Genomic DNA, 11,435 nt, shown 5'->3' with positions numbered 1-11,435 from the left:
TTCTTCTGGAGGTTTCGTGGGAGGTGTTGGAGCGGGCCGGGATTGATCCTGGTTCGTTGCGGGGGGAGCCGGTGGGTGTCTTCACCGGCCTGATGTTCCATGACTACTCCCATCATGTGGAACGGCTGCCCGCCGGCCTGGAGGGTTACTTCGGAATCGGCAACTCGGGCAGTGTGGCTTCGGGTCGGGTGGCGTATTCGTTTGGTTTTGAGGGGCCGGCTCTGACGGTGGACACGGCGTGTTCGTCGTCGTTGGTGGCGGTGCATCTGGCGGTGGGGTCGTTGCGGTCGGGTGAGTGTTCGTTGGCGTTGGCGGGTGGGGTGGCGGTGATGGCGACGCCGGAGGTGTTTGTGGATTTCTCGCGGCAGGGTGGTCTGGCGGCGGACGGCCGGTGCAAGGCGTACGCCGACGCCGCCGACGGCACCGGNNNNGCNGANGGNGTCNNNNTNCTNCTGNTGGAGCGGTTGTCGGACGCGCGNCGNNNNGGNCNNCGGGTGTTGGCGGTGGTGCGTGGTTCGGCGGTGAATCAGGATGGTGCGTCGAACGGGTTGACGGCGCCGAGTGGGCGCTCGCAGGAGCGGGTGATTCGGGCGGCGTTGGCGGATGCGGGGTTGTCGACGGCGGATGTGGATGTGGTGGAGGGGCATGGGACGGGGACCCGGCTCGGCGACCCGATCGAGGTCGGCGCGTTGCTGGCGACTTATGGCACCGGCCGCTCGCCGGACCGTCCGGTGCTGTTGGGGTCGTTGAAGTCGAACCTCGGGCACACCCAGGCCGCGGCGGGGGTGGCCGGGGTCATCAAGACGGTGCTGGCGCTGCGGCACGGCGTCGTGCCGAGGACGCTGCACGTGGACGCGCCGTCGACGCGGATCGACTGGTCGGCGGGTGCGGTGTCGCTGGTGACGGAGTCGACGCCGTGGCCGGAGGTGGGGCGGGCGCGGCGGGCGGGTGTGTCGTCGTTCGGGGTAAGCGGGACGAACGCGCATGTGATCATCGAGCAGGCCCCGGACGAGGCCCCGCAGGCGGCCGGGATCACCGCGCCGGCCCCCGGTGCCACCGCCGCGGCCGGCGCCGATGACACGCGGGTCGCCGCGGAGGAGGTCGTGCCCTGGCTGCTGTCCGCGGCCTCGCCGGAGGCGCTGCGCGCCCAGGCCGGCGGCCTGGCGGAGTTCGCCGCCGCGCGGCCGGAGCTGGCCGCGGCCGAGACCGGCCGGTCCCTGGCGACGTCACGGGCGCGTCTCGCCCGGCGCGCCGTCGTGCTGGCCGGCTCCACCGGCGAACGGGTCGCCGCGCTGCGTGCGCTGAGCGCCGGTACCCCGCACCCGGACGTGATCTCCGAACTGTCCCGGCCGCACGTCGGCGCCGATCGCGGAAACGTTTTCGTGTTTCCGGGTCAGGGGGCGCAGTGGGTGGGTATGGGGGCGGGTTTGTTGGGGGGTTCTTCGGTGTTTTCGGGGGTTTTTCGGGGGGTGGTGGAGGAGGTTTCTGAGGTGTTGTCGGGGTTGGTGGACTGGTCGTTGGTGGATGTGTTGCGGGGTGTGGGTGGGGGTGGGGTGTTGGAGCGGGTGGAGGTGGTGCAGCCGGTGTCGTTCGCGGTGGGTTTGGGGTTGGTGCGGGTGTGGGGGGAGCTGGGGGTGGTTCCGGGTGCGGTGGTGGGTCATTCGCAGGGTGAGGTGGTGGGGGCGTGTGTGGCGGGGGCGTTGAGTGTGGCGGATGCGGTGCGGGTGGTGGTGGGTCGGAGTCGGGTGGTGGCGGAGCGGCTTTCGGGGCGGGGTGGGATGGTGTCGGTGTTTTTGCCGGTGGGTGAGGTGGTGGGGTTGTTGCCGGTGGGGGTGGAGGTGGCTGCGGTGAATGGTCCTGGGGTGACGGTGGTGTCGGGTGATCGTGGGGGTTTGGAGGGGTTGGTGGGGGTGTTGGAGGGTCGGGGGGTTCGGGTGCGGTGGGTGGCGGTGGATTATGCGTCGCATTCGGCTCAGGTGGACGGGGTGGCGGGGGAGTTGCGGGGGTTGTTGGCGGGGGTGCGGTCGGTGGTTCCGCGGGTTCCGTTTTTTTCGACGGTGGAGGGTCGGTGGGTGGTGGGGGCGGGTGAGTTGGAGGGGGATTACTGGTTTCGGAATCTGCGGTCGCGGGTGGGGTTCGCGGGTGCGGTGGGGGTGTTGGTGGGGGAGGGGTTCCGGTCGTTTGTGGAGGTGGGGGCGCATCCGGTGTTGGTGGGGTCGGTGGGTGAGGTTCTGGAGGAGCGGGGGGTGTCGGATGGTGTGGTGGTGGGGTCGTTGCGTCGGGGTGAGGGGGGTGTGGGGNGGGTTCTGCGGTCGGCGGCGGAGTTGTTCGTGCGGGGTGTGGGGGTGGACTGGTCCGGGGCGTTCACCGGCGCCGGTGTGGGTGTGGGGCCGGATCTGCCGACCTATCCCTTCCAACACGAGCGCTACTGGCTGGAGACCGTCGCCGGCGGCCTCGAGGCCGCGGACCACCCGTTCCTGGGCACGGCCCTGGAACTGGCGGGCGGCGCGCCGACGGTCCTCACCGGGCGGGTCGCCCTGCGGGAGCAGCCCTGGCTCGCCGACCACGCCGTCGCCGGCACCGTTCTCCTCCCCGGCGCGGCCATGGTGGAGCTGGCGCTGCGCGCCGGTGCGCAGACCGGCTACGGGCATCTCGACGAGCTCGTGATCGAGAACCCGCTCGTCCTGCCCGATCCGGGTGACGTCCGGCTCCAGGTGCAGGTCGGCGAGGCGGACGAGACCGGGCGCCGTCCGGTGACGGTCCACGCGCGCCGTAGCGGGGACTCGGGGCCGTGGGCCCGGCACGCGGTCGGCCATCTCGCCCGGCGCGACGACCGGCTGGTGTCCGGCGCGGCCTCCACCGAGCCGGGCCCGGAGGCGGGCGGGTGGCCGCCTCCCGGCGCGCGCCGCCTCCCGGTGGCGGAGTTCTACCGCCGGCTCGCGGACGGCGGCTATCACTACGGTCCGGCGTTCCAGGGGGTCGAGGCGCTGTGGGTGCGTGATCAGGAGGTGTTCGCCGAGGTCGGGCTCCCGGCGGAGCTGCACGCCGAGGCCGGCCGCTACGAACTGCACCCGGCGCTGCTCGACGCGGCCCTGCAGGCGACCAGCGCGGCCGGGCTCACGGCGTCCGAACCGGGACACCTGCTGTTGCCGTTCGCCTGGACGGGTGTCGCGGTGCGGATCGGCGGTGCGGCCCGGCTGCGGGTCCGGACGGTCCCGGTCGGCGGGGACGGCTTCACCCTCACGCTTCTCGCCGCTGCCGACTCGGTGGCGGCGGAGACGGTGGTGGCCACGGTGGACTCCCTGGTGCTGCGGGCGGTCGCGGTGGATCGGCTGGCGGGCTCGGCCCGGCGTGAGCTGGACTCCCTGTTCCGGCTCGAGTGGACGTCCCTGCGGCCGTCCCCGGTGGGCGCACCGCCGGTGCGGCCCCCGGGAGAGGCCCCGGCCGACCCGGCCGCCGACCCGACTCGGGCCGCGGGGGTGCTCGACCTGACCGGGGAACCGCCGACCGCGGATCCCGGCGCGGCCCGTGCCCGCGCGGCCCGGGCCCTCGACTGGCTGCGCGACCGGTTGACCGGGCCGGGGGCGGGTCAACCGGTCGCTGGGTCGCCGGCCGGTCGGCCGCTGGTGGTGCTGACCCGGCGGGGCGTCGGCCTGCCACTGCCCGGATCACCCGACGACGTCGTCGATCCCGGCGCGGCCGCGGTCTGGGGCCTGGTGCGTGCCGCGCAGGCCGAACACCCCGGCCGGATCCTCCTGGTCGACACCGACACCGACACCGACGTCAGTGCCGATGCGCCGGGCCTCGCACCGCTGGTCGCCGCCGCGGTCGCGGCGGACGAGCCGCAGCTCGCGATCCGGTCGGGCCGCGCGTTCGTACCGAGACTCGTCCCCACGGCGGTGACCTCCGCTCCGACCGGCCCGGCCCCCGGCTCCCGTCCCGCGCTCGCGGAGGGGACGACACTGATCACCGGAGGCACCGGAACCCTGGGCATGCTGGTCGCCCGTCACCTCGTCCGTACGCACGGGGTGTGCGACATCGTCCTGCTCAGCCGGCGCGGTCCGGCCGGGGCGGGAGTGGCTGAGCTGGTCGCGGAGCTGGCGGAGGCCGGCGCGCGGGTGCGGGTGGTGGCCGCCGACGCCGCCGACCGTGCGGCGCTCGCGGCGGTGCTCGCCGAGATCCCGGTAGATCGCCCGTTGGTCGGTGTCGTGCACGCGGCGGGCCTGCTCGACGACGGGGTGCTGGCGGCGCAGACCGCGGCCCGGCTCGAGGGAGTGTTCCGGCCGAAGGCGGACGCGGCCTGGAACCTGCACCAGCTGACCGCCGGGCTGGAGCTCGCGGCCTTCGTGCTGTTCTCGTCCGGGGCCAGCGTGTTCGGTGGTGCCGGGCAGGCGAACTACGCGGCCGCCAACGGCTATCTGGACGGCCTCGCGCGGCTGCGTCGCGGCCTCGGCCTGCCGGCGGTGTCAATCGCGTGGGGGCTGTGGGCGCGCACGAGCGGCCTGACCGCGCACCTCGACGAGGCCGGTCGCGGCCGGCTCGGCCGGGAGGGTGTCCGGCCGTTGCCCGACGACGAGGCGCTCGCGCTCTTCGACGCCGCGCTGGCCGCCGGCGCACCCCCGTCCGGTGGCGACCGGGGCGACGGACTGCTCGTCGCCAACGGTCTCGATCACGCCGTGCTGCGCGACCAGCTGTCCGAGGGCCGGCTGCCCGCGCTGCTGCGCGACCTCGCCCGTGACCTGCCCCCCGCGCCGGCCCGCCGTGCGGCCCGACTCACCCTGCGTGAACGGCTGGCCGGGCTTGACCAGGAGGAACGCGGCCGGTTCCTGCTCCACCTCGTGCGCGGCCACGCCGCCACGGTGCTCGGGCATCGCGGGGTCGGGAACGTCGGGCCGAACCGGGCGTTCCGCGAGCTCGGCGTGGACTCGCTGGCCGCCGTCGAGCTGCGGAACCGGCTCTCGGCGGAGGCCGGGGTCCGCCTTCCCGCGACGCTCGTCTTCGACCACCCGACGCCGGTGGCGCTCGCGGAGCGCCTCGCGGCCGAGCTGGAGCCGCGGGAACCGGACACCGCGGCCGGCACCGCGACCGAGTGGTCCGCGGCCGAACCCGCCGACCACCCCGACCCGGCGGACGAGGCGGACCCGGCGGACGAGGCGAGCCTGATCGCCGCGATGGACGTCGAGGGCCTGGTCGCGCGGGCGCTCGGCCGTACCGCCTGATCCAAGCCCCTCCACCGCCCCAGCACCCGCCCCTCAGCACCGGAGAGTCACATGGCGACGTCCCATGACACGCTCGTCGAGGCACTGCGCGCCTCGCTGCTGGAGAACGAGCGGCTGCAACGGGAGAACGACGGACTGCGCAGGGAGAACGTCCGGCTCACCGAGCCTTCCGACCGGACCCCCGCCACCAGGCCCGCCACGATGCCCGTCGCGATCGTCGGTGCCGGCTGCCGGCTGCCGGGCGGGGTCGCCTCCCCCGACGAGCTTTGGCGACTGGTGGACGAGGGCCGCGAGGGCCGCGCGCCGTTCCCCACCGACCGAGGCTGGGACCTCGACACGCTGTTCGACCCCGACCCGGCCCGCCCCGGGACGTCCTACGTGCGCACCGGCGGGTTCCTGGACGCTGCGGCGTTCGACGCCGGGTTCTTCGGCATCGCCCCGCGTGAGGCGCTCGCGATGGACCCCCAGCAGCGGCTGATGCTCGAGGTGTCCTGGGAGGCGGTCGAACGGGCCGGGATCGACCCGACGTCCCTGCGGGGCCGGCGCGTCGGCGTGTACACGGGCGTGATGTACCACGACTACGCGAGTGCCGTGGCGGACGTCCCGGCGGAGCTGGAGGGGCTGCTCGGGACGGGGAACTCCGGCAGTGTGGTCTCCGGGCGGGTCTCCTACCTGCTCGGCCTCGAGGGACCGTCGGTCACCGTCGACACGGCGTGCTCGTCCTCGCTGGTCGCCGTCCATCTGGCGCTGCGGGCGCTGCGGGCCGGCGAGATCGAGCTGGCGCTGGTCGGCGGGGTGGCGGTGATGGCCCGGCCGGGTCCGTTCGTCGAGTTCTCCCGGCAGCGGGGGCTGGCGCCCGACGGGCGGTGCCGGTCGTTCGCGGCGGGCGCCGACGGCACGGGATGGTCCGAGGGTGCCGCGGTGCTGGTCCTGGAGCGGCTCGACGACGCCCGCCGCGGTGGGCGCCGGGTGCGTGCGCTGGTGCGCGGCTCGGCGGTGAACTCCGACGGGGCGTCCAACGGCCTGACCGCCCCGAACGGCCCGGCGCAGCAGCGGGTGATCCGTCAGGCGCTCGCCGACGCGGACCTCACCACGCAGGACGTGGACGTCGTCGAGGGCCACGGCACGGGCACGCCACTCGGCGACCCGATCGAGGCCCAGGCGCTGCTGGCGACCTACGGGCGCCGTCCTGCGCAGCATCCGCTGTGGCTCGGGTCGCTGAAGTCGAACATCGGCCACACCCAGGCGGCGGCCGGGGTCGCCGGTATCCTCAAGATCGTCTCGGCGCTGGAGCGCGCCGTGCTGCCCCGGACGCTGCACGCCGACGTCCCGTCGGACAAGGTCGACTGGGAGTCGGGTGCGGTCCGCCTGCTGAGTCAGGCCCGGCCGTGGCCCGATCGCGGCCGGCCGCGTCGCGCGGCGGTCTCGTCCTTCGGTGTGAGCGGCACCAACGCGCACGTCATCCTGGAGCAGGCACCCGAGCCACCGGCCGGCGGGGACGAGGCGCCGGTGGATGCCGGCGGGGACGAGGAACCGGCGGACGCCGGCGCCGGGGCGGCGTGGATGGTCAGCGCGGCCAGCCGGACGGCGCTGCGGGTTCTCGCCGGCCGGGTGGAGACGGCGCTGCGCGCCCAGCCGGGGGTGCCGGTCGCCGCCGCCGGGGCCGCGCTGCGCACGAACCGGGCGACGCTGCTCCACCGGGCCGTGGTGATCGCCGACGACCGGGAGTCCGGTCTCGCCGGCCTGGCCGCGGCGGCCGCCGGTGAGCCGGCGGCGAACCTGGTGACCGGTTCGGCGGACGTCGACGGCCAGACCGTCTTCGTCTTCGCCGGCCAGGGCGGCCAGTGGCCGGGGATGGGCGCCGAGCTGCTCGACGCCTCGCCCGTCTTCGCGGGTGAGGTGGCCCGGGCCGGCCGCGCGCTCGCCCGGCACGTCGACTGGTCGGTCGAGGACGTGCTGCGCGGGGCGCCGGGGGCACCGTCGCTCGACCGGGTGGACGTCGTCCAACCGGCCTCCTTCGCCGTGGCGGCCGGGCTGATCCGGCTGTGGGAGTCGGTCGGGGTCCGCCCGGACGCGGTGGTCGGCCACTCGCAGGGTGAGATCGCCGCCGCCTATGCGGCGGGGGCGCTGAGCCTCGCCGACGCGGCCGCGGTGGTCGCGCTGCGCAGCCAGGCGATCGCCGCCGGGCTCGCCGGCCGGGGCGCCATGGCGGCGGTGGCGCTGCCGGTCCCCGCCGTCGCGGACCGGCTCGCGCCGTTCGGCGACCGGGTGGAGCTCGCCGCGGTGAACGGTCCCGCGTCGGTCGTCCTCGCCGGTGAGCCCGCCGCGCTCGACGAACTGGTGGCCGCCCTCGACGCCGAAGGGGTCCGGGCCCGCCGGATCCCGGTGGACTACGCCTCGCACAGCCGGCAGGTCGAACGGATCTCCGGTGTCCTGATCCAGGCCCTGGCCGGCCTCGATCCGCGCCCGCCGCGGGTGCCGTTCTTCTCCACCGTCGACGCGAGGTGGGTGCAGGACGCCGAGCTCGACGGCGGGTACTGGTATCGCAACCTGCGCTGTCCGGTCCGGTTCGCGTCCGCCACGCGCAGCCTGCTCGACGGCGGCTACCGGGTGTTCCTCGAGGTGAGCAGCCATCCGGTGCTCGGGCCCGCCATCGCCGAGACGGTGGACCAGTGGGCCGGGCCGCCGGTCGCCGTGCTGGAGTCGCTGCGCCGCGAGGACGGCGGTCCCGGCCGTTTCACCCGTTCCGCCGCGGCGGCGTTCGTGCGCGGCGTCCCGGTCGACCTCGCCGGCACCGACGGCCCGGGGGCCCCGTCGGGAACCGGCGGGGTCGACCTGCCGACGTACCCGTTCCAGCGTCGGCGTTACTGGCTCCCGTCGACCGGCGCCGGCCGGCCGTCCGGCGCGACCCGCCCGGTCGGCCGCGACGATCACGGCGGCGCGTTCGCGGGCGACTCCGGAGGTGACCACATGACCGGTGACGTGACCGGCGACATCCAGACCCGGCCGCAGGCCGGCCCGGCGGCAGACGCGACGGAAAGCCCCCGGGCGGAGAGCTCCACGACGGAGAGCCCCGAGCCAGAAAGCCCTGGGACGGACGACGCCGGTCAGGAGCTCGTCGCCCGGCTCGCCGCGCTGCCGGCCGCCGAGCGGACCGCACCGCTCATCGAGCTGGTCCGGGCGCAGGCCGCCGCGGTGCTCGGCCACGCCGACACCGACGAGGTCGGCCCGGACAGCGCGTTCTTCGACATCGGCTTCAGCTCACTGACCGCGGTCGAACTGCGAAACCGCCTCGCGGCGGCGACCGGCCTCACGCTCCCCGCGATGCTGCTGTTCGACCACGCGGTTCCCCGTGAGGTCGCCGCCTACCTGCTGGACCGGCTGGAGGTCGACACCCGTGTTTGACGTCGAGGCGTACCTGGCGGCGCTCGGCCACCGCGGCCCGGCCGAGGCGAACTGGGAGACGCTGCGCGGCCTGCACCACGCCCACCTGCGGACGGTGCCCTACGACAGCGAGCTGAACTCCGCCCGCGGCACCGACCTGTGGAAGGGCGTCGACATCGACGCCGACGCCGTGTTCGACGCGGTGGTCCGCGGTGGCCGTGGCGGGGTTTGCTACGAGCTCAACGGCCTGTTCCGGCGCCTGCTGACCGAGCTCGGTTTCGAGACCGGCGTGTACGCGGCGGGCATCCGGCAGGTCGACGGATCCTTCGGGCCCGATCTGGAGCACATCTTCTCCTTCGTCCGCCTCGACGGCGTGGTGTTCCTGGTCGACGTCGGCTTCGTGGGGCCGTCCTACCTGGAGCCGCTGCCGCTCGACGGGCCGGAGCGGCGGCAGTTCGGCACGTGGTTCCGTCTCGTCGGCGACGAGGGCTACCGCGTCCTGCAGCGGCGTGGTCAGCGCGGCGACTGGGCCGCGGTGTACCGGTTCCGGCCGGTGCCGCGGGACGTGGCCGCCTGGGCCGAACCGTCGGAGGAGCTCACGGAGTTCGCCCGGGCGCTGGCCGGAGCGGGGACGCTGGTGCGCGGCCGGGCGACCCGCGGCGGGCAGCGGATCCTGATCGGCAAACGGCTGGTGACCGTCGAGGACGGGCACGAGTCCATGCGGGTGCTGACCGACCCGGCCGAGCACGCCCGGGTGCTCGCCGACATCCTGCGTCGCCCGCCGGCTCCCGTCGCCACGCCCCCGGACGCCGCCCCGTGACCGCGCCGGAACGGGACGCGACCGCCGGGGGCACGGAGCCGGTCGAGGCCGATGTCCTGGTGGTCGGCTACGGGCCGGTCGGCCAGGTCACGGCGATCCTGCTGGCGCGGCGCGGCTGGCGGGTCATCGTCCTGGAGCGGTGGCCCCGGCCGTACCCGATGCCGCGCGCGGTCTCGTTCGACGGCGAGTCGGCCCGCATCCTCGCCGCGGCCGGCGTCGGCCCGGCGATGACCGAGTTCGGGGAGCCGTCCCGCGACTACACCTGGCGCAACGCCGCCGGTGACGTGCTGCTGCACGTCGACGTCCCCGAACACGGGCGATCCGGCTGGCCGGACTCGACGTCGATGTATCAGCCGGCGCTGGAGGACGCGCTGGCGGAGCGGGGCTCGCGCCTGCCGGGCCTGCGGGTGCTGCGGGGGCACCGGGTGGTGACGCTGGCCGAACAGGACGGCCACGTCGAGCTGACGGCGGTCCTCGACGGTTCGCCGGCGCCGGCGGGCGAGCGGCGCTTCCGCGCCCGCTGGGCGGTGGGCTGCGACGGCGCGAACAGCTTCGTGCGGGCCGGCCTGGGCGTACGGACCACGGACTTCGCCTACTTCAACGACTGGCTGACCTGCGACGTGGTCCTGCGGGAACCGACGGTGCACGAGCCGAACAACCTCCAGATCTGCGACCCGGCCCGGCCCCGCACCGCCGTCTCCGCCGGGCCGGGCCACCGGCGGTGGGAGTTCATGCGACTGCCCGGGGAACCGGCCGAGGAGTTCGGCCGGACGGAGTCGGCGTGGCGGCTGCTCGGCCTGTTCGACCTGCACCCGGGCAACGCGACGCTGGAACGGCACGCCGTGTACACGTTCCAGGCCAGATACGTCGACCGGTGGCGGGTGGGGCGGGTGCTGCTCGCGGGGGACGCCGCCCACCTGATGCCACCGTTCGCCGGCCAGGGCATGTGCTCGGGCTTCCGCGACGCGGCGAACCTGGCCTGGAAGCTCGACCTGGTACTCGCCGGCGCCGCCCCGGCGGAGCTGCTGGACACCTACACCCTGGAACGGCGTGCGCACGTCCAGCACGCGATCGGCATGTCGATGAACCTCGGACGGGTGATCTGCGAGACCGACCCGGCCGCTGCCCGGGACCGGGACGAGGTCATGATCGCGGTCCGCGCCCGGGGACTGCGGGAGGACCGCGCGCAGTCCGCCGTCGAGCCACTCACCGGCGGGTTCCTGCGCGCCGGGGCCGTCGCCCGCGGCGCCGGTCCACCCGGTTCCGCCGGTCCACCCGCGCCGGTCCGTCCGGGACGGGCACCGGTCCCGGACGGTGACCTCGTGCCACAGGGCCGGGTCCGTGTCGGTGGGCGCACCGGCCTGTTCGACGAGATCGTCGAGCCCGGGTTCGTCCTGCTCACCGCCGGACCGGCCGCCGGCCGGCTCGGCCCCGGGACGGGCGCGGCTTTCGCGCGTCTGGGCGGGCGGGTGGTCCACCTCGTCCCCGCGGCCGGTGACGTGCCGCCCATCACCGGGGCGAAACACGTGGGAGAGAGTGCCGGTCCGGGCGCGGGAATAACCGCCGTCGACGTCGACGGCGTCTATCTCGGCTATCTCGCCGCCGCGGGTGCCGATGCCGTTCTGGTGCGTCCTGACTTCTACCTGTTCGGCCGGGTTCCGGCGGTGACCGGGCCGGCCGTGAACGACCGGCCCGGCGGGCCGGAACCACCGCGGCTGGATTCCGCCGAGGAACTCGTCGGCGACCTGCTGGCCGGGCTCGGCGCTCCGGCCCTCGTCGGGGAGCCCTAAAGGCTGTTTCGTAACTCGGTTTGGGTGGGGTGTGGCCGGTCCGCGTGACCGGTCAGCCGGTCCGGCTGATGTTGTAGAGATGGGCGATCCCGGCCGCGGTGATCCCGAGGGTGCGGGCCTGGCGGCGGTAGTCACGCAGGATCTTCCAGGTCTTCATCCCGGCGAGGGCGTGTTCGACGCGGGCCCGGACCTTGCGGTGCACCCTGTTCAGCTCCTCCTTCC

The 11,435-nt window shown here is 74.9% G+C and carries 4 protein-coding genes; all 4 read left to right on the top strand.

Annotated features, from left to right (window positions below):
* Window positions 1-5,219, top strand: a 5,219-nt coding sequence (locus B056_RS0100025; protein WP_076784616.1) for a type I polyketide synthase, incomplete at its 5' end; no start/stop codon positions are given.
* A 51-nt stretch (window positions 5,220-5,270) separates the two neighbouring features.
* Window positions 5,271-8,624, top strand: a complete 3,354-nt coding sequence (locus B056_RS0100020) for a type I polyketide synthase (RefSeq protein WP_018499847.1) — start codon at window positions 5,271-5,273, stop codon at window positions 8,622-8,624.
* Window positions 8,617-9,423: an arylamine N-acetyltransferase family protein gene (locus B056_RS0100015; RefSeq protein ID WP_018499846.1), complete on the top strand. Its 807-nt coding sequence runs from the start codon at window positions 8,617-8,619 to the stop codon at window positions 9,421-9,423. The genes B056_RS0100020 and B056_RS0100015 overlap by 8 nt, the downstream gene beginning before the upstream one ends.
* Complete coding sequence (gene mhpA / locus B056_RS0100010; protein ID WP_018499845.1) at window positions 9,420-11,213, top strand: bifunctional 3-(3-hydroxy-phenyl)propionate/3-hydroxycinnamic acid hydroxylase MhpA; 1,794 nt, start codon at window positions 9,420-9,422, stop codon at window positions 11,211-11,213. Before B056_RS0100015 ends, mhpA begins: the two co-directional genes overlap by 4 nt.
* Window positions 11,214-11,435 lie beyond the last annotated feature (222 nt).

Origin of the sequence: Parafrankia discariae (assembly GCF_000373365.1) — a bacterium.
GTDB lineage: Bacteria > Actinomycetota > Actinomycetes > Frankiales > Frankiaceae > Parafrankia > Parafrankia discariae.
This window is presented reverse-complemented; position numbering and strand designations above follow the sequence as displayed.

What these genes read in the sequence shown, in the direction of transcription:
- B056_RS0100020 (WP_018499847.1), top strand. Translation starts at nt 5,271, where the DNA reads ATGGCGACGTCCCATGACACGCTCGTCGAGGCACTGCGCGCCTCGCTG.